The 18,588-nt window shown below is 33.9% G+C and carries 14 protein-coding genes; 1 reads left to right on the top strand and 13 read right to left on the bottom strand.

Translation table 11 applies throughout. The features are described from left to right. Positions 1-61: 61 nt before the first annotated feature. Together J3477_RS15210 and J3477_RS15215 are read right to left on the bottom strand one after the other, a co-directional pair. A complete protein-coding gene (locus tag J3477_RS15210) occupies positions 62-844 on the bottom strand; it encodes a short-chain-enoyl-CoA hydratase (RefSeq protein WP_206870821.1) in 783 nt (260 codons plus the stop codon). A gap of 253 nt (positions 845-1,097) precedes the next feature. Beyond that, entirely contained in the window at positions 1,098-1,733 is a 636-nt protein-coding gene (locus tag J3477_RS15215; protein ID WP_206870822.1) for a redox-sensing transcriptional repressor Rex, read from the bottom strand. A 473-nt stretch (positions 1,734-2,206) separates the two neighbouring features. On the opposite strand from J3477_RS15215, the gene J3477_RS15220 reads away from it, so the two are divergent. Then, positions 2,207-2,728, top strand: a complete 522-nt coding sequence (locus J3477_RS15220) for a ferritin (RefSeq protein WP_206870823.1) — start codon at positions 2,207-2,209, stop codon at positions 2,726-2,728. Between the two features lie 460 nt (positions 2,729-3,188). On the opposite strand, the gene J3477_RS15225 is transcribed toward J3477_RS15220, so the two are convergent. The 11 genes from J3477_RS15225 to J3477_RS15275 form a co-directional block, all read right to left on the bottom strand. Continuing rightward, the gene (locus J3477_RS15225; RefSeq protein WP_206870824.1) at positions 3,189-3,761 is read right to left on the bottom strand and encodes a manganese efflux pump MntP; all 573 of its coding nucleotides are present in this window, start codon (positions 3,759-3,761) and stop codon (positions 3,189-3,191) included. A gap of 498 nt (positions 3,762-4,259) precedes the next feature. Beyond that, positions 4,260-5,261 carry a ketol-acid reductoisomerase gene (ilvC, locus tag J3477_RS15230; protein ID WP_206870825.1) on the bottom strand — a complete coding sequence of 334 codons (1,002 nt, stop codon included), beginning with the start codon at positions 5,259-5,261 and terminating at the stop codon, positions 4,260-4,262. 1 nt (position 5,262) lies between these two features. Beyond that, entirely contained in the window at positions 5,263-6,789 is a 1,527-nt protein-coding gene (locus J3477_RS15235) for a 2-isopropylmalate synthase (RefSeq protein WP_206871153.1), read from the bottom strand. Between the two features lie 164 nt (positions 6,790-6,953). After that, complete coding sequence (gene ilvB, locus J3477_RS15240) at positions 6,954-8,615, bottom strand: biosynthetic-type acetolactate synthase large subunit (RefSeq protein WP_206870826.1); 1,662 nt, start codon at positions 8,613-8,615, stop codon at positions 6,954-6,956. 9 nt (positions 8,616-8,624) lie between these two features. Further along, on the bottom strand, positions 8,625-10,283 hold the full coding sequence (ilvD, locus tag J3477_RS15245) for a dihydroxy-acid dehydratase (RefSeq protein WP_206870827.1): 1,659 nt from the start codon (positions 10,281-10,283) through the stop codon (positions 8,625-8,627). A gap of 38 nt (positions 10,284-10,321) precedes the next feature. Then, positions 10,322-11,401, bottom strand: coding sequence for a 3-isopropylmalate dehydrogenase (gene leuB, locus J3477_RS15250; protein ID WP_206870828.1), 1,080 nt, complete (start codon positions 11,399-11,401; stop codon positions 10,322-10,324). Between the two features lie 78 nt (positions 11,402-11,479). Beyond that, complete coding sequence (leuD, locus tag J3477_RS15255) at positions 11,480-11,968, bottom strand: 3-isopropylmalate dehydratase small subunit (RefSeq protein WP_206870829.1); 489 nt, start codon at positions 11,966-11,968, stop codon at positions 11,480-11,482. 14 nt (positions 11,969-11,982) lie between these two features. Further along, positions 11,983-13,242 (bottom strand): 3-isopropylmalate dehydratase large subunit, encoded by a 1,260-nt coding sequence (gene leuC / locus J3477_RS15260; protein WP_206870830.1) that lies wholly within the window; start codon positions 13,240-13,242, stop codon positions 11,983-11,985. Between the two features lie 14 nt (positions 13,243-13,256). Continuing rightward, entirely contained in the window at positions 13,257-14,852 is a 1,596-nt protein-coding gene (gene cimA, locus J3477_RS15265; protein ID WP_206871154.1) for a citramalate synthase, read from the bottom strand. A gap of 270 nt (positions 14,853-15,122) precedes the next feature. Beyond that, the gene (gene ilvN, locus J3477_RS15270) at positions 15,123-15,650 is read right to left on the bottom strand and encodes an acetolactate synthase small subunit (protein ID WP_206870831.1); all 528 of its coding nucleotides are present in this window, start codon (positions 15,648-15,650) and stop codon (positions 15,123-15,125) included. 490 nt (positions 15,651-16,140) lie between these two features. Then, on the bottom strand, positions 16,141-18,504 hold the full coding sequence (locus tag J3477_RS15275) for a heavy metal translocating P-type ATPase (RefSeq protein WP_206870832.1): 2,364 nt from the start codon (positions 18,502-18,504) through the stop codon (positions 16,141-16,143). Between the last annotated feature and the right edge of the window lie 84 nt (positions 18,505-18,588).

Raw genomic sequence — 18,588 nt, forward strand, 5'->3', positions numbered from 1 at the left:
TTACTAATATTTTTAAATTTAAATATGAATTAAAGAAATTTTCAAAAAGTCATAAATTTAATTATTGGTTTTTGAAGTTCTTTTCTCTTCTTTCAACGAATGCAGTCATACCTTCTTTTTGATCTTCAGTTGCAAAACACTTACCAAAGTCTTCTGCTTCTATAACTATAGCTTCATCAATGCTTACTTGCATTCCTCTATCTATAGCATCTTTACATAACTTAACAGCGATTGGAGCGTTTTGAGCTATCTTGTTTGCAAGAGCTTTAGCTTCATCCATTAAGCTTTCTAGAGCTACAACTTTATTAACTAGACCTATTCTTAATGCTTCTTCTGCATTAATTATGTCTCCAGTATATATTAATTCTTTTGCTTTACCAAGTCCAACTATTCTAGGAAGTCTTTGTGTTCCACCAAATCCTGGAGTTATTCCAAGTCCACTCTCTGGTTGAGCGAATTTTGCTTTTACCGAAGCTATTCTTATGTCACATGCCATAGCAAGTTCACAGCCTCCGCCTAATGCAAAACCTGAAATTGCTGCAATAACTGGTTTGTCCAGTACTTCTAACCTTCTGAAAACTTTATTTCCTAAAGCTCCGAATTCTCTACCTTGCTCTTCATTTAAGTCTTTCATTTCAGATATATCAGCACCAGCTACAAATGATTTTTCGCCAGCTCCTGTTAATATAACAGCGTAAACTTCCTTGTCTTTTTCAAGCTCTGATACAACTGTGTCTATGTCCTTTAATGTCTCTGAGTTAAGTGCGTTTAAAGCCTTTGGTCTGTTTATTGTCACAATAGCAATATTTCCTTCTTTTTCAAGGATAACATTTTTTAATTCCATTGTTTTGGCCTCCTTAAAGTAGTTATATTCTTAACAAAGCATATAAGTTTTATTTGCATAATCTTATATTACAATAAAAAGCTTACTAAATTTGTTAATTTTTTTCGACGCTTGTTAATATTATAACAAGCACAGACAAAAAAATAATTGAAGCTCGTAAACTTCAATTATGATTATACTTGTTTAAGAATATATTTGCAATATATTTTGTGTCTTTTTTAACAATTTTTAAACTAGTATTTGTATTTATTATTTAATTTTGGGACTCATTAATTAAATATGCCAAAGTTAGTAAACTTTCACTTAAGTGAACATTTTCTACAATTACATCTTTAGGAGCTACTAAATCTATAGGCGCAAAGTTCCATATACCCTTTACTCCATTTTCCACTAGTTCGTCACAAACCTTTTGAGCATTGTTGTCAGGAACACAAAGAATAGCTATATCAACGTGATTTTCTTTTAGAAAATCTTTAATTCCGTCTATATCTTTTATTTCTACGTCTTTTATTCTAATGCCTGTCAATCTTGGATTTGCATCAAACATTCCAAGAAGATTGAACCCTAGTTTTTCAAATTGAGTGTAGTTTGCAAGCGCTTGACCTATATTACCAGCACCAATTATTATAGTATTGTAATCTCTCTGAAGGCCAAGAATAGCAATTATTTGATTGTACAAATCTCTTACATTATAACCATAGCCTTGTTGACCAAAATCACCAAAGCAGTTTAAATCTTGTCTTATCTGCGATGCTGTAAATCCTATCTTCTCACTTAATTCTTTAGATGAAATTCTATCAACATCATTTTTTAATAATTCTAATAGATATCTATGATATTTTGGTAGTCTCTTTATGACAGCCATAGATATATTTTTCTTCTTTTCCATTTATGTCACCTCTTCTTAAATTAACAAATAAGTTATTAAATTCTATAAGATCGCTAAAAAACTTAGCCGTATATTTTTTGTACACCTGCTTTTCTGAAATTTGTTCATCTGTCAGGCTAATAAATTCTATTATTTCATTTTCAATTTACCCACAAATTAAAAACTTTTAATTAGCTAAAGAGTAATAAAATCCACTATACTACTCTATTCCTTATATATATTACCACATTTAACTTAAACTTATCTATATATTAGTTATAAAATTGTTTTAATATGAAATTGTTTTTATATAAAATCATATTAATACTCTATGCTAGTAATTTATCTGAATATTATCATTTATTCAACAAAAAATATTTATTATTTAAGAATATCTTATGTTAAATATTGATTATTTTACCATATAAATTTATAATAACTACAAATAATATAAATAGTCTACTATATAAACATATTTAGGAGGAAGATAAAAAATGTTAAGCGAAAGATTAATTGAGGCTTTAAATGAACAAATAAATTATGAGTTTTATTCATCTTATACTTATCTCGCAATGGCTGCCTTTGCCCAATCAGAGGATTTAGATGGTTTTGCAAATTTCTTTAGAGTTCAGGCTCAAGAAGAGCTCTTCCATGCTATGAAATTTTATGATTATGTATATCAAAAAAATGGTGACGTAACCCTTGAAGCAATACATAAACCACAACTAAAATTTGAAAATATGATTGATGTTTTCGAAAGAGGCTATGAGCATGAGCAAGAAGTTACGAGAAGAATATATAATCTTGCTGATATAGCAAATGAAGAAAAAGAACATTCTACTATATCCCTATTAAAATGGTTTATAGATGAACAAGTAGAAGAAGAAGATAATTTCAATAAGATAATTAAAAAACTTAGAAGAGCAGAATCAAATCCTGCAGCTCTTTATATGCTAGATGACGAATTAGCGCAAAGAGTTTATGTTGCCCCTGCAACAGGTGCATCTGCTCAATAAAAAAGTCGCTGAAGCGACTTTCTTCAGTGAGTTTTTTTTCGCATCTGCCTTTCCGAATGTAAATGAGGAAAATTTGGCAGGCGAATAAGTTTTATTTTTTACTGTATAGCCATAGAAATCTTACAAAATCATTTAAATATCTAGGTTTAACTAGCTTTTAAAGCTTACAACTTCCTATACAGTAAAAATATTTATTCTTAAACATACTTTAAAACTAAAAGCAGCTGATCTAAATTTAGTTTCAGCTGCTTCTATTATATGTAGATGGCTAGGCTAACTCTATAATTAAACTTATATATTTAAAAATTCTGCTAATAACTCAGCAGAATTTTTAAATATAGTTTTAACCTTAGAGTTATCTCCCCTTAAAATATATCCATTACTTACACTGTTAAAAATATAACTGTTAAAATTGTGTTAAGATACTATCAATCTTTATTTGTATACTATAACGAATTTTTTAATATATATGTAAATGCTCAAGTAATATGCTAGTACCTATTACTACTAGTATTACTCCTCCAAATAACTCTGCCTTGGACTTTAGTAGCTCTCCAAACTTCTTTCCTATATACACTGCAATAAAACAAAACACAAAAGTTGTAAATGCTATTATTAAGACAGATTCTAGGATATTAACCTTTAAAAAAGCAAATCCTATTCCAACAGCTAATGCATCAATACTTGTTGCAATTGCGAGCAGTACGAATTCTTTGTTACTAGTTGTAGCTGATTGTTCTTTTTCTTCATCTTCCTCATCTCTTATAACATCTAGAATCATTTTCCCACCAATTATTGAAAGTAAGGCAAATGCAATCCAATGATCGAACTTCTCTATGTACTGTGTAAAATTTATTCCTAGTATCCATCCCAAAAGAGGCATAGCCCCCTGGAACCCTCCAAAATATAGTGCTGCCTTTAAGGCTATATTTTTTTTATCTTTGTTTGTTGCTTTTATTCCTAGAGTAAGAGATACAGCAAAAGCATCCATTGATAAAGCTAGTCCAGTTAGAAAAATTGATAATACGTTCATATGTCCCCCTAAATTAATTAGTCTTTAATGGAAATCTTATTCATAGGTTATTAAGACTTTAATATATAAAAATAAAAATTCCGTAAAAATATGGAAAATTCTATTTCTACTTTAATTCTTAGAACAATTCATTTAGATTTATAGATATGATTTTTCTTTTTTATTCTTTAACAACATTACGTTTTGAGCTTTTTACACATACTTATTCATAGATGTAATTGAATTATAATTTCCTAAAGAATAAAAGGAAAATGAGACTTATGTATAACGCAACCCTCGTTATACATAAGTCTCACAATTTAATACAAAGCCAGATGAAAAGCATCAGTACGTTGACTCTGCAACAACATTAAATGTTGTATGCTACTCCCTTATGCCTGAAAGTATTCTCAACGAAGACAATTATATTTAATTATCGCCTTAATGTCAACACGATTTGTAGTTTTTTTTGTTTTTTTGTCAAATAAAAGCCGTAGTAATTTATGGCAAACTCTAAAACTAGTCTAAATCAGTCTTTATCCAGCTCATCATGCCCCTTAATTCTTTTCCAACCTTTTCAATTGGGTGCTCTTTTTCCATTCTTCTCTTAGCGTTAAAGTAAGGTCTATTTACTGCATTTTCAACTAACCAGTTTCTTGCAAAAGTTCCATCTTGTATGTCTTTAAGTACATCTCTCATAGCTTTTCTTGTATCTTCAGTAACTATCTTTGTTCCAGTTACGTAGTCACCATACTCAGCAGTATCACTTATTGAATATCTCATAGTGCTCATTCCGCCTTGATACATTAAATCAACTATTAGCTTCATTTCATGAAGACATTCAAAGTAAGCATTTTCTGGAGAATAACCAGCCTCAACTAAAGTATCAAATCCAGCTTTTATAAGCTCAGTAACACCCCCACAAAGTACAGCTTGCTCTCCAAATAAGTCTGTTTCTGTTTCATCTTTAAAAGTAGTTTCAAGAACACCAGCTCTTGCTCCCCCTATACCTATTGTGTAAGCCAAAGCATAATCCTTTGCTTTTCCTGAATAATCTTGTTGTACAGCTATAAGACATGGAACACCAGAACCTTCAGTATAAGTTCTTCTTACCATATGCCCTGGACCTTTAGGAGCTACCATGAAAACATCAACGAAGGCAGGAGGAACAATTTGTCCATAGTGAATATTGAAACCATGTGCAAACACTAATGCCTTACCTTCTGTTAAAGCTGGTTCTATTTCTTCCTTATATAGTTTTGCTTGTTTTTCATCAGGAACTAATATCATAATTATATCGCAGTTTTCTGTAGCTTCTTTAACAGTAGCTACTTTAAGTCCTGCTGCTTGAGCCTTTTCAAAGGACTTACTTCCATTATATAATCCTACAGTAACATCTACTCCACTTTCATGTAAGTTAAGTGCATGAGCATGTCCTTGACTTCCATATCCAATTACAGCAACCTTTTTGCCTTTTAATAAACTTAAATCTCCATCTTTTTCATAATACATTTTTACCATTCTATTCCCCATCCTTTTCTATTTTTTCTATCATTTTATTTACTGCATTTATTAATGCATTTATGCTTGCTTCAATAATATCGCCTGAGAGCGCCTTACCTACAAATATATTGTTAGCCTCTTCAATCTTTACAGTAACTTCTCCCAGTGCATCTTCCCCATCACTAACTGATTGTATAGTATAATCTTTAAGCTTTATTGGTATATTAATAGCCCTCTCAACTGCTTTAAATGCTGAAGCGACAGTACCATCTCCCACTGAACTTTCTCTCAAAATTTCCCCATTAAACTCAATTTCCACAGTAGTTGTAGGTATACTTCTATTACCTCCAAGAGTCTGGAAGGAAACTAACTTATAGGTTTCTTCAGCTATATTGGCATTGTTATTTATAATTGCCTCTATATCCTTCCAAGTAATATTCTTCTTTCTATCTGTAAGCTTTTTAAATTTGTCAAAAGCATCGTTTATAGCCTCTTCATCCATCTCAATGCCATTTTCTTTTAAATAGCTTGAGAAAGCATGTCTACCTGAATGTTTACCAAGAACTATATTGTTATTTTGAACCTTTCCTATGGATTCAGGGGTGATTATCTCATAGGTTGACTTTTCCTTTAAAACCCCATCTTGATGTATTCCAGATTCATGAGCAAAAGCATTTTCACCTACGATGGCCTTGTTAGGCTGAACTACAATCCCAGTTAAGGAAGAAACAAGTTTACTGCTTCTCCATATTCCATTGATCTTTATTCCTGTTTCCATGTCTAAGTAATTTTTTCTTGTTTCAATAGCCATAACTATTTCTTCAAGCGATGCATTTCCTGCTCTTTCACCAAGTCCATTTATGGCACATTCCACTTGAGTTGCGCCATTCATGATACCACTTAAGGAATTAGCCACGGCCATTCCTAAATCATCATGACAGTGAACTGATACATCTATGTTTTCTATACCTTTAACATTCTCAACTATATGCTTAATGAAACTTCCATAGTCATTTGGCAATGCATACCCAACGGTATCAGGTATATTTATAACCTTAGCTCCTGCTTTTATGACCTCAGTAAAAAGCCTAATTAGATATTCAGGATTACTTCTATAAGCATCCTCAGCTGAAAACTCAACATCAGAACATAAGCTTGAAGCATACTTAACCATACTCACAGCTCTTTCTAAAACTTGATCTTCAGTCATATTAAGCTTATATTTTAGGTGAATTGGCGAAGTCGCAATAAAAGTGTGTATTCTTGGACTTTCTGCATCCCTTATTGCCTCATAGGCTCTATCAATATCTCCTTTAGTTGCTCTCGCAAGAGCTGCCACCGTAGAATTTTTGATAGTTTTAGCTATAGAAGCAACACTTTCAAAATCCCCAATGGAGGCTGTAGGAAATCCAGCTTCTATTACATCAACACCTAGAGCTTCTAGATTTTTTGCTATAATCAGTTTTTCTTTTAGATTTAAATTTACCCCTGGCGTCTGCTCCCCATCTCTTAGAGTAGTATCAAAAATCTTGATTCTCTTCACTATTCCACCCCCTATTTTATTTTTTGTTTAGGTATTGTACTGAAATTAATATGCTCCTACCTCCGATACTTTAATGATCTTCGCAAAGAATTAATCATATAGTATCTCCTGTAGGAACATATTAATTTCAAAATACTCACAAACAAAGTACTATTGCTATCTGCATCCTACGCTTCAGATATTATGTCATCTATAGGTGCTCCTGGAGCAACCATAGGAAATACCTTTTTATCTATATTAATTACATAATCTATAACTACAGGAACTTCTGAGTTAAAGGATTTCTCTAAAACCTCATTAAGCTGTGAAGGTTCGGTTACTCTAAAACCTTTTGCTCCATAAGCTTCTGCAAGCTTAACATAGTCTGTTCCTCTGTTAAGTGTTGTATATGAGTATCTGCTTTCATAGAAGAAGTTTTGCCACTGTCTAACCATTCCAAGGCAGCCGTTGTTTAATATAATTATTACCACCGGTACTCTATTGCTAACTGCTGTTGCAAGTTCTATAGCGTTCATAGAAAAACTGCCATCACCAGCTATATTTACAACCTTCTTATGTGGTAGACCTAGCTGTGCCCCAATTGAAGCTCCAAGGCCATATCCCATAGTACCAAGTCCTCCTGAGGTTATAAGGGTTCTTGGTGTTAAAAAAGTATAATGAAGTGCAGCCCACATCTGATGCTGACCTACTTCGGTAGTCATAACAAGCTCTTCTCCAAAGTTATTATATAAACTGCTAAATAGTAGTTCCGGCGTTAAGTTATCATTATCTTCTTTATGAGCTTTTAGAGCTTTGTACTCCCTCATAAGCTCTAGCCATTGATCATTTCTTTTTTCATCTATAAAATCAATGAGCTTTTCCAAAGTATATTTAACATCTCCAACAATATTTGCATCTGTTTTAATATTCTTATCTAACTCTGCTGGGTCAATATCTATCTGTATAATTTTCGCATTTTTTATATGATCTCTGCTTCCTACAACTCTATCAGAAAATCTAGTTCCTATTGCAATTATCAAATCAGCTTTAGTTGCCAAAAGATTTGAAGCTTTAGTGCCATGCATTCCGATCATACCGGTATAAAGTTCATGATCTCCTGGAAAAGCTCCCATTGCCATTAAAGAAGTTGTTACTGGTGCATTTATCTTCAAAGCTAATTCTTTTAATATCTCTGTAGCTCCTGAACTTATAACCCCACCACCAGCAAATATCAAAGGTTTCTTTGCTTTATTTATAAACTCTGCAAAGTTTGCTAAGGCTTTATCTGTTACAAATTTGTACTCTTTCTTAACTTCAATAGGAGCTTTGCTTTCATATTCACATAACTTGGCTGTTATGTCCTTTGGTATATCTATAAGAACTGGTCCTGGTCTACCTTCTTTAGCTATATAAAATGCCTTTCTTATAGTTTCTTGTAACTCCTCTACATCTCTTACTATGAAGTTATGTTTAGTTACTGGCATTGTTATGCCTACAATATCCACTTCCTGAAAGCTATCTCTTCCAAGTAATGGCGTTGTAACATTTCCTGTTATAGCAACCATTGGCACAGAATCCATATAAGCAGTTGCTATACCAGTAACTAAATTTGTGGCACCTGGCCCAGAAGTTGCAAGACATACACCAACCTTGCCAGTAGCTCTTGAGTATCCATCAGCAGCATGAGCAGCACCTTGTTCATGGCATGAAAGCACATGTTTTATCCTATTTTCATTCTTGTAGATAGCATCATATATATTAAGTACAGCTCCACCAGGATATCCGAAGATTATATCTACCCCTTCATCTATTAAAGTATTGATTAATATTTCTGAGCCGTTTATTCTCATAGGATCCTCCTATCTTAGTACTGCCCCAGCACTAGCAGAGCTTACAAGTCTAGCATAACGACTGAGATAGCCTTCTTTTATTTTTGGTTCAGGTAAAACCCACTTCTCTCTTCTTGTCTCTATTTCTTCAGCACTTACCTGAAGTTCTAACTTACCATTTGGTATATCTACTAAAATCTTATCTCCCTCTTCTACTAAAGCGATAAGTCCGCCTTCATAAGCTTCTGGAGATACATGTCCTATAGCAGCTCCACGAGTTGCACCAGAGAATCTTCCATCAGTGATTAATGCAACGCTCTTATCAAGTCCCATTCCAGCAAGTGCTGAGGTTGGAGACAGCATCTCTCTCATTCCAGGACCGCCTTTTGGACCTTCATATCTTATTACAACTACATCACCTTTATTTATCTTTCCACCGAGTATAGCATCTATGGTATCCTCTTCCGAATTGAACACTCTTGCTGGACCCTGATGAATCATCATTTCTTCAACTACTGCAGATCTCTTAACTACAGCTCCGTCTAGTGCTATATTTCCTTTTAGTACAGCTATTCCACCAGTTTTGCTGTATGGATTTTCTGCTGACTTTACAACAGAGTGATCTGCTTCTGAGGCTGCTTCAACTATCTGCCCTTGAGTAAGGCCACTAGCAGTTATACAGCTTAAATCTAATAAATCAAGTTTTGCAAGTTCCTTCATTACAGATTTTATTCCACCTGCCCAGTATAAATCTTCTATGTGATGTCCACCTGCTGGTGCTAGTTTACAAAGATTAGGTGTTATACTACTTATTTCATTTACTTTATCTAAATCGAATTCTACTTTAGCTTCATTAGCTATGGCCGCTAAGTGAAGTACACTATTAGTTGAACATCCTAAGGCCATATCTACAGTTAAAGCATTTCTTATACTTCTTTCATTTACAATATCTCTAGGCTTTATATCAGCTTTAACTAAGTCTAATATCTTCATGCCTGCATGCTTTGCTAGCCTCAATCTTTCTGAATAAACAGCTGGTATTGTCCCATTACCAGGAAGAGCTAAACCAAGTACTTCACTTAAGCAATTCATTGAATTTGCTGTATACATTCCTGAACATGAGCCACAAGTTGGACACGCTTTCTCTTCTAATTCCTTAAGATCACAAGTACTCATCTTTCCACTGCTATGTGCACCGACTGCTTCAAAAACAGTTGAAAGACTTACATCCTTGCCTTTGAACTTCCCAGCAAGCATTGGACCTCCACTTACAACTACTGAAGGTACATTTAGTCTTAGTGCACCCATAATTACACCTGGAACGATTTTGTCACAGTTTGGTATAAGTACTAGACCATCAAAACCATGTGCATTTGTCATACATTCTACGGAGTCAGCTATGAGTTCTCTTGAAGCTAAGGAATATTTCATTCCTATATGACCCATAGCAATACCATCACATACTCCTATAACAGGAAATTCTATTGGAGTTCCCCCTGCAAGAAGCACTCCTTTTTTCACAGCCTCTACCACTTTATCTAGGTGAGTGTGTCCTGGAATTATTTCATTATGTGAAGTTACAATTCCTATTAACGGTCTATCTAGCTCCTCATCAGTAAAGCCTGCTGCTTTAAACAGAGATCTATGAGGAGTTCTTTCTACTCCTTTTTTAACTAAATCACTTCTCATTTCGCTTCCTCCATTGCTTAATTAATTTGTTTTGAAACTTAATTATTTTTTAGCTCTTCAATTACTAAGCTTCCCATTTCCTTTGTACCAACTTTTTTCATACCTTCACTGAATATGTCTCCTGTTCTATAACCAGCTTCAAGCACATTTAGTACAGCCTTTTCGATTGCATCAGCCTCTTCTTGAAGATTAAAGCTGAATCTAAGCATCATTGCTGTAGAAAGAATTGTTGCAAGTGGATTCGCTAGTCCTTTTCCTGCTATATCAGGAGCACTTCCATGTATAGGTTCATACATTCCCATGTTGTTTTCTCCAATACTAGCAGAAGGAAGCATTCCTATAGATCCTGTTATCATCGAAGCTTCATCTGATAATATGTCTCCAAATAAGTTACTAGTTACTATCACATCAAATTGTCTTGGATTTCTAACAATCTGCATAGCTGCATTATCAACATACATGTGATTTACAGTAACTTCCGGATAGTCCTTTGCAACTTCTTCAACAACGGTTCTCCATAGTCTAGAACTTTCTAATATATTAGCTTTGTCTACGCTGGTCAAAAGCTTGTTTCTCTTTAAAGCTATATCAAAAGCTGTTTTTACTATTCTTCTTATTTCAGTTACTGAATACTTTTCGGTATCATAAGCATATTGCTCATTATTTTCTTCAAATCTTCCTCTATCACCGAAGTAGATTCCTCCAGTAAGTTCTCTTACCACTGAAAAATCTATTCCTTCACCAATAACTTCATCTTTTAAAGGTGATGCAGCTCTTAGTGGTGAATAAAGCAGTGCTGGTCTTAGGTTACAGTAAAGTCCTAAACCTCCTCTAAGCCCTAAAAGAGCTTGTTCTGGTCTTTGTTTTGCATTTGGATCATCCCACTTAGGACCACCAACCGCTCCTAAAAGCACAGCATCACTTTTTTTACATTCTTCTAAAGTTTCTTCTGGAAGTGGAGTGCCCTTTTCATCCATAGCACAACCTCCAGCAAGCAAAAATTTATATTCAAATTTATGATTATACTTTTCCCCAACTACCTCTAATATCTTTAAAGCCTCATCTACAACTTCTGGTCCTATTCCGTCACCCTTTATTACAGCCACTTTATATGTCAATTTAAATCCCCCTTTTTACATTCACGCCTATTGCTAAAACCTTTTTCGTTTTTTATTTTCATTTCAATGCACTTAACACTATGCCTTATTCTTTATATAACCTACTAACCCGTTGTTCTTTATTATCTCTTGCATAAACTCAGGGAACGGCTCTGCTTTGTATTCTTCTTGCTTTGTAAGATTTTTAATTACTCCATCATTAAAATCTATCTCTACTTCATCACCTGCATCTATACCTGCTACAGCTTCGTCGCACTCTAAGATTGGTAGTCCTATATTTATAGCATTTCTGTAGAAGATTCTTGCAAAGGTAGAAGCTATAACACAGCTTATTCCACTTTCTCTTATTGCTATAGGTGCATGTTCTCTAGAAGAACCACATCCAAAATTTTTGCTCGCAACCATTATATCTCCTTGGTTTACCTTATTAACAAAGTCCGCATCTATATCTTCCATACAATGAGCTGCAAGTTCCTTAAAGTCTGAAGTATTTAGGTATCTTGCTGGTATTATTACATCTGTATCAACATTATCTCCGTATTTAAAAACTCTTCCTTTTGCTTTCATTTTAGCTACTCCTCCTAAACTAATTCTGGGTCAGTTATTACTCCAGTCAATGCTGAAGCTGCCGCTACTGCTGGACTTGCTAGATAAACTTCTGACTCTACATGTCCCATTCTTCCAACAAAGTTTCTATTTGTAGTGGAAACTGCTCTTTCACCTGCTGCTAGTATTCCCATGTGTCCACCAAGACAAGGTCCACAAGTAGGAGTAGAAACAATTGCTCCAGCTTCAATGAAATCTTTTAATAATCCTTCTTCCATAGCCTGCAAATAAATCTTTTGAGTTCCTGGGAAAACTATAGTTCTTACATACTTAGCAACCTTTTTGCCTCTAAGTATTGAAGCTGCAACTCTTAAATCCTCTAGTCTTCCATTTGTACAAGACCCAATAACCACTTGGTTTATTTTAACTTCACCAGCTTCATCCACTGTCTTTGTATTTTCAGGTAGATGAGGGAAAGCAACTGTTGGTCTTAGAGTAGATAAATCTATCTCATAAACCTCATCATATTCAGCATCTTCATCTGGTTCATAAACTTTATATTCTCTTGTAGAATGTTCTTTCATATACTCAACGGTTTTTTCATCTACTGGGAATATACCATTCTTAGCTCCTGCTTCAATCGCCATGTTTGCCATTGTGAATCTACTATCCATTGAAAGATACTTAAGTCCATCTCCTGTGAATTCCATTGATTTATATAAAGCTCCATCAACACCTATAAGACCTATGATATGAAGAATTACATCCTTACCGCTTATCCACTTAGCCGGTTTATTCTTCAATACAAACTTTAAAGCTGAAGGAACCTTGAACCAACATTCTCCTGTAGCCATTCCTGCTCCCATATCAGTAGAACCTATTCCTGTTGAAAATGCACCTAAGGCTCCATAAGTACAAGTATGTGAATCAGCTCCTATAACCACATCTCCAGCTACAACTAAACCTTTTTCAGGTATTAGAACATGCTCTATTCCCATCTCACCGATATCAAAGAAGTTTGTTATTTCCTTTTGCTGTGCAAATTCTCTTATGAACTTACATTGCTCTGCTGCTTTTATATCTTTATTTGGCGTAAAATGATCTGGTACTATTGCAATTTTATCTTTATCAAAAACTTCTGAATCACCAAGTTTTTTAAATTCCTTTATAGCCACAGGTGAAGTTATATCATTACCTAAAACCAAATCAAGCTTTGCCTGTATAAGTTGTCCCGCCTTTACTGCTTCAAGACCTGCATGGCTTGCTAATATTTTTTGAGTCATCGTCATCCCCATTTTAAAAATACCTCCTAAAAATAAGTTCTTACTTTTCTTTCTATATCTTTTATTAGTTTATATTCTATTGAATCAACTAGAGCTATCCAGCTAGCTTCAATAATATCCTTTGATACTCCAACATTACTCCATTTTTCTACTCCATCAGTAGATTCTATAAGAACTCTAACCTTTGCCCCTGTATTACTCTCTGAATCTAAGACCCTGACCTTATAGTCTACAAGTCGTACGCTTCTTAGCTGAGGGTAAAAAACTTCTAAGGCTTTTCTAAGAGCTTTATCTAACGCATTTACAGGTCCATCCCCTTCAGCTGCAGTTATCTCAGTTTTACCATCAACTGTTATATTTATTAAAGCTGTTGAACTGAAGGTTCCTTTTAAGGAAGGTTGTTCACCTATTATCTTAAAATGATTTAGTTTAAAGAAGGGCTCATACTTACCTATAACCTTTCTCATAACTAGCTCAACAGTTCCTTCTGCTCCCTCAAACTGATAACCATCAAACTCTAACTCCTTTAGCTTATCAGTTATTATTTTTACTTCTTCACTATCCTTTTTTATATTTGGGAAGATCTTTTGAACCTCTTTCCATATGGTACTTTTTCCACTAACCTCTGAAACTAAAAATCTTCTCTTATTCCCTACAAGCTCAGGCTTTATATGTTCATAAGATTTTGGATCCTTAGCTACTGCATCTATATGCATACCACCTTTATGAGCAAAAGCAGAAGCTCCTACATAAGGGGTATCATCACTTAGCGTTATATTGGATATTTCAGAAATGTATCTTGAGATTTTTGTTAGCTTATCTAGACTCTTGCCTGCATTAAGTTCATAGTTATATTTGCAAATCAGTGTGGGTAAAATTGTAGATAAATTAGCATTCCCGCATCTCTCACCTATACCTATGAAAGTTCCTTGTATGTGACTGGCCCCCTCTTCAACTGCCATTACTGAATTCGCCACTGCCATCCCCATATCATTGTGACAATGTATCCCCAAGTTATCTCCTAAAACTTTATTAGTTTTACTTACAATCTTAGATATCTCAGAAGGTAAGGTTCCTCCATTTGTATCACATAAAACTACTACTTCCGCCCCAGCTTCCTTTGCAATCCTTAAAGTCTCTAAAGCATATTCTTCACTACTCTTAAACCCATCAAAAAAATGCTCAGAGTCAAAAAACACTTTTTTTCCTTTATCAACTAAAAACTTTATAGAATCATATATCATAGCTAAGTTTTCTTCTAAGGTAGTTTTTAGTATATCCTTCACTTGAAAGTCCCATGACTTACCAAAAAGTACTATAGTATCTACTCCTGCGTCCAGTAGATCTTTTAAGTTTTTATCATCTTCTGCCTTTGTTCCAGCTCTTCTTGTACTTCCAAAGGCCACAAGCTTTGCATGATTTAGTTTAATATTTTTCATAGACTTAAATAATTCTAAATCCTTTGGATTTGATCCGGGATTTCCTGCTTCAATAAAATCTATGCCTAAATCATCTAAGCATTTACATATCTTGATTTTATCTTCTAGAGAAAATGAAATCCCTTGTCCTTGTGCCCCATCTCTTAAGGTAGAATCTAAGATATAGATTTTTTTATTCAAAATTCACTCCTCCATTTGATATCTATAAGACTTAATTCAAACTCGAACCACTAACTATCATTAATTAAAGCCCCTTATATAAAATCCCCTTTTTACTGCTTATTGCTTATCATTTATTTTTCATTATTTACGTCTCAATATTTTACTGAAAATTCTCACTATAAATAATTTTCTGACACAAAATTCTTAAAGTTCCCCACAAATAGAATCCTTATTGAGATATATTTCCCATGCCTTCAGTAGTAGTTCTAATACACTAATACATATAAATCTTTAACCTACATACTCTTCTTCAAAGTAGTCTCCATAGGAATTAATATCTTTACTTCCTCTTTCAATAGCCGTTAGCCCCGTTCTTACAATTTCCTTTACACCATACTCTTCCATTAGCTTTAATAAAGCAGAGATCTTACTATCATCTCCGGTAAGTTCTATGGTCAAGGTTTCTGTGTCCAAATCAATAACCTTACATCTAAAGATTTTAACAACATCATTTATCGCTGCTCTTTGCGCTGCATCAGCTTTGACCTTTATAAGCACAAGTTCTCTGACAACTGAATTATCAGGTGTGAGTTTTATAACTTTAATAACTTCCTGAAGCTTGTTTAACTGCTTTATGAATTGATCTAAAATTTCTTCTCCTCCCATAAGCGTTATTGTCATTCTTGCAAAGTCCGGATTTTCTGTTTTACCTACAGATAAACTATCAATATTAAAACCTCTTCTCATAAACAATCCTGAAACTCTACTTAGCACTCCAGATGTATTCCTTACCAAAACAGATAATACATGTCTTTCCATCGCAACCTCCCATTATATATCTTATTTTCAATTATTAAGTTATATCTTATAGGTTTTCCCATTAAAAAAGGTTAAAAAAATCCCACTCCAATGATATGAATCATTTAAAGTGGGATATGTTATCTCCGCTTATAAAAAAATATCACCAGGTTCAATCAAACCCTTGCCTATAACGGGGCTTACCGGAAGTTCCTTACTTGCGCCATTGCTTTCAGGTTTCTGCTCAAGAGTGATTGTCACCTAGAAAAAACATCGATTCTCACCTAACCTCGACTCTCTGTGGCTTTTAATAACTAAATGACTGTCTCCGTCAACGCATTTTTTTTAACGGGCATATTATCAAATTGTTTTCTGAATTTATTATTAATTATGATTTTATTTGCCAACTTACAATATGTCAATACTTTTAAAAGTTAAATGGCAATATAATATTTATTTGCATATTATATTGCCATTTTTATAAATGAATAGGTTTTAAAAAGCAATTCAGTTAATTATTTTCAACCTTTAATATTCTCATAGCATTTAGTACTGCGATAAGAGCTACACCAACATCACCAAAAACAGCTTCCCACATATTGGCATATCCAAGAGCTCCAAGTACTAAAATTACAAGCTTTACTCCTAATGCAAATATTATATTTTGCCAAACTATCACATTAGTTCTTTTTGCAATATTTATACCCATTGCTATTTTTGAAGGTTCATCTGTCATTATTACAACGTCAGCAGCTTCAATAGCAGCATCTGAGCCAACTCCACCCATTGCTATTCCGATATCAGCCCTTGCAAGAACCGGTGCATCATTTATTCCATCACCTACAAATACTATAGCGTCTTTTTCTTGCTTAGAACTAAATATACTTTCTAATTTTTCTACTTTATCAGCTGGAAGAAGCTCTGAGTATACCTTTTTTATTGATAATTTCCCTGCTACTGCTTCTGCTACCTTTTTGTTGTCACCAGTTAGCATCACAATATCATCAATTCCAATTTCTCTTAGCTTATCAATAGCTTCTTTAGCGTCCTGTTTTACTTCATCTGCAATCAATATATAACCTGCATATTTTTTATTTACAGCAACATGAATTACCGTTCCTACAACATCTTGAACTTCGGTTTTAATAGAGAAATCCTCCATGAGTTTACCGTTTCCTGCTAAAACCTCTTGTCCATCAAACTTTATCTTTATTCCTCTTCCTGATATTTCTTCAAAGGAATCTATTTTACTTTTATCAATAGTTTTTTCATATTCTCTAACTATAGATACTGCAATTGGATGATTTGAATAGAATTCTGCATAGGCAGCAAATTCAAGCAATTGATCTTTAGTAAAATCATTTCTATTTTCTAAAGCTGAAACCTTAAATACACCTTTTGTTAAAGTACCTGTTTTATCAAAAACTACTGTCTTTACTCTGTTTAATGCTTCAAGATAGTTTCCACCCTTAATTAGTATCCCTTGCTTAGAAGCTGCTCCTATTCCTCCAAAGAAAGTTAAAGGTATCGAAATAACCAAAGCACAAGGACAAGAAACAACTAAAAATACAAGCGCTCTATAAATCCATTGTGAGAAACTATGACTTCCAGTAACTATTGGAGGTATAAATGCTAAAGCTAATGCAGCAAAAACCACTGCTGGTGTGTAATATCTAGCAAATTTAGTTATAAATTTTTCTGTTGGTGCCTTTTTATTTCCTGCATTTTCTACAAGATCTAATATCTTAGCTACAGTTGATTCACCATAAATTTTTGTAACTTTAACTTCTAAAAGACCATTTTTATTTATAGCACCAGAAAGAATGTCATCTCCTAGCTTTACTTCTCTAGGTATTGACTCACCAGTTAATGCTGAGGTATCAATAGATGCTTCTCCTTTTAATATGATTCCATCTAAAGGCACTCTTTCTCCTGCTTTTATTATAATTATCTCTCCAACTTCTATGCTTTCAGGATCAACTTTTTCTTCTCCTGTAGGCAACTTTAAATTTGCATAATCAGGTCTTATGTCCATAAGTCCTTGTATAGATTTTCTTGATCTATCAACAGCCATATCCTGAAAAGCTTCTCCTATTTGATAGAACAGCATAACTGCTACTGCTTCAGGAAACTCTTTTATTGCAAAAGCACCAACAGTTGCAAGCACCATTAGGAAGTTTTCATCAAATATCTCGCCTCTTTTAATATTTTTTAGAGCCGATAAAACTATATCTCCTCCAGCTAACACATAGCTGACTAAGAAAATTCCAAGTTCACCATAAAATCCAAAATCAAATATCATTCCTATAGCGTATAAAACTATAGCAGCTACTATTCTTCCAACTCTAAACTTAGATAACTCTCCACCATGCTCGTGATCATGTCCATGATGTCCATCTTCTTCAGCTTCATGACTATGCTCATGTTCTTCATGTCCATGACTATGTGCTGAATGACTATGAGTGTGTCCCTTTGTTTTATGATCATGTCCATGAGAAGAGGAGTGATTTTGATGATTATTAATAGGTTCTTTATGCTTAAGTTTAGCACTTAGGTTATCTGCCTTATTAATTTCATCATGATGATGCTCTTCACAGCAACCATCATTGCATACTGATATAGTTTTAGCTGGTTTACTAACCTTTGCTTTAGTAGCTTTTCTTACTTTAACATGAGGTTCTTGAGCTATTACTATATCTGTAACCTTTGAGATTATACTTTCTTTTTGGTCTTCATTTACTGTCATAACTAAAGTTCCGTTAGCAAAGTTAACACTTGCTTCCTTCACCTCATCTAATTTATTAATCTTGTCTTCTATCTTAGCTGCGCAATTTGCACAATCCAGTCCATCCAGATAGAGCTTTACTTTTTCCATTTGGTTTATCCCCCTTTGTAGAACTTGTGCTTTTTCATATAAGTTTCAAATACTATATTTTAATAACTATAACTCTTTCAAATA

The organism is Clostridium zeae, assembly GCF_017312485.1.
GTDB classification, from domain to species: Bacteria; Bacillota; Clostridia; order Clostridiales; family Clostridiaceae; genus Clostridium_AR; species Clostridium_AR zeae.

Bases quoted from the DNA above. Each gene is read 5' to 3' on its own strand.
- J3477_RS15210 (WP_206870821.1), bottom strand. From the start codon at position 844: ATGGAATTAAAAAATGTTATCCTTGAAAAAGAAGGAAATATTGCTATT.
- leuD (WP_206870829.1), bottom strand. From the start codon at position 11,968: ATGAAAGCAAAAGGAAGAGTTTTTAAATACGGAGATAATGTTGATACA.
- leuC (WP_206870830.1), bottom strand. From the start codon at position 13,242: ATGGGGATGACGATGACTCAAAAAATATTAGCAAGCCATGCAGGTCTT.
- J3477_RS15225 (WP_206870824.1), bottom strand. From the start codon at position 3,761: ATGAACGTATTATCAATTTTTCTAACTGGACTAGCTTTATCAATGGAT.
- J3477_RS15215 (WP_206870822.1), bottom strand. From the start codon at position 1,733: ATGGAAAAGAAGAAAAATATATCTATGGCTGTCATAAAGAGACTACCA.
- ilvN (WP_206870831.1), bottom strand. From the start codon at position 15,650: ATGGAAAGACATGTATTATCTGTTTTGGTAAGGAATACATCTGGAGTG.
- ilvD (WP_206870827.1), bottom strand. From the start codon at position 10,283: ATGAGAAGTGATTTAGTTAAAAAAGGAGTAGAAAGAACTCCTCATAGA.
- ilvC (WP_206870825.1), bottom strand. From the start codon at position 5,261: ATGGTAAAAATGTATTATGAAAAAGATGGAGATTTAAGTTTATTAAAA.
- J3477_RS15220 (WP_206870823.1), top strand. From the start codon at position 2,207: ATGTTAAGCGAAAGATTAATTGAGGCTTTAAATGAACAAATAAATTAT.
- J3477_RS15275 (WP_206870832.1), bottom strand. From the start codon at position 18,504: ATGGAAAAAGTAAAGCTCTATCTGGATGGACTGGATTGTGCAAATTGC.
- ilvB (WP_206870826.1), bottom strand. From the start codon at position 8,615: ATGAGAATAAACGGCTCAGAAATATTAATCAATACTTTAATAGATGAA.